We start from the raw sequence: 1,210 nt of genomic DNA, 5'->3' as shown, positions 1-1,210 counted from the left end.
CGCCGGTCATCCCCTTCCCCAAGGACGTCGCCTCGGCCGACTACTGGGTGCGGCATGTCCGCGACGCCGTGCGCTTCGCCGATGACATTCGCCATCTGGAGGGCGAGGGCGTCACCCGGTTCCTCGAGATAGGTCCCGATGGGGTCCTCACCGCGATGGCGCGGCAGTCGGCCCCCGAGGCGGCCGCGGTGGCCACGCTGCGTCGTGACAGGCCCGAGGCCGCGACGCTGCTCACCGCCATCGGCCACCTCCACACCACGGGCGTGACCCCCGACTGGGCCGCCGTCCTCGCCGGGCGCGGCGCCCGCCGCGTCGACCTGCCCACCTATGCCTTCCAGCGCCAGTCGTTCTGGGTCGAGTCCGGGCGCGCCGAAGAGGCTTCCGATCACCCGTTGTTGGATGCCGCGGTGGCGGTGGCGGGTGCGGATCAGGTGGTGTTGACGGGTCGTTTGTCGGTGGGGTCGCAGCCGTGGTTGGCGGATCATGTGATCGCGGGTGCGGTGTTGTTCCCGGGGACGGGTTTTGTGGAGTTGGCCGTGCGCGCGGGTGACGAGGTGGGTTGCGGTCGGGTCGATGAGTTGACGATTGAGGCGCCGTTGGTGCTTCCCGAGCGTGGTGCGATGGCCGTTCAGGTGGTGGTCGGCTCGGACGACGGGTCGGGGCGGCGCCCGGTGGAGGTGTACTCGCGCGGCGAGGACGACCACCACCTGCCCTGGGCCCGCCACGCCGCGGGAACGCTCGCCGCGGGCAGCGGCGACGACGGGACCGCCATGACGCAGTGGCCGCCGCCCGGAGCCGAGCCGCTGAAGGTGGCGGGCATGTACGAGGGCCTGGCCGAGGCCGGGGTCGCCTACGGGCCCGTCTTCCAGGGGCTCACCTCCGCCTGGCGGCGCGGCGACGAGGTGTTCGCCGAGATCGCGCTGCCAGGCGACGCCGGTCGGTTCGGGCTCCACCCCGCGCTGCTCGACGCGGCCCTGCACGCCATCCCGCTGCTGCTCGAAGAGGACCGGGTCGTCCTGCCGTTCTCCTGGGCCGGGGTCGAGCTCCACGCAACGGGCGCCAGCGCGCTGCGCGTTCGGGTGTCATCGACGGGCCACGACCAGGTGACCCTGGATGCCGCCGATGGCGCGGGCCAGCCCGTCATCTCCGTCGGCACCCTGTCCCTGCGCGAGTTGTCGGCGCCTTCGCTTGCGCGTGTGGACTCGCTCTT

1 protein-coding gene is annotated in these 1,210 nt (G+C 72.7%); it reads left to right on the top strand.

Annotation, left to right across the window (positions count from 1 at the left end; translation table 11 throughout):
- Positions 1 to 1,210 (top strand): polyketide synthase dehydratase domain-containing protein (locus DEH69_RS22985; protein WP_181727565.1); only part of this gene is annotated, 1,210 nt, incomplete at both ends.

The organism is Streptomyces sp. PT12 (assembly GCF_003311645.1).
Taxonomy (GTDB): Bacteria; Actinomycetota; Actinomycetes; order Streptomycetales; family Streptomycetaceae; genus Streptomyces.
Note: the sequence above shows the minus strand (reverse complement) of the source record. Positions and strands in the feature narration are given on the sequence as shown.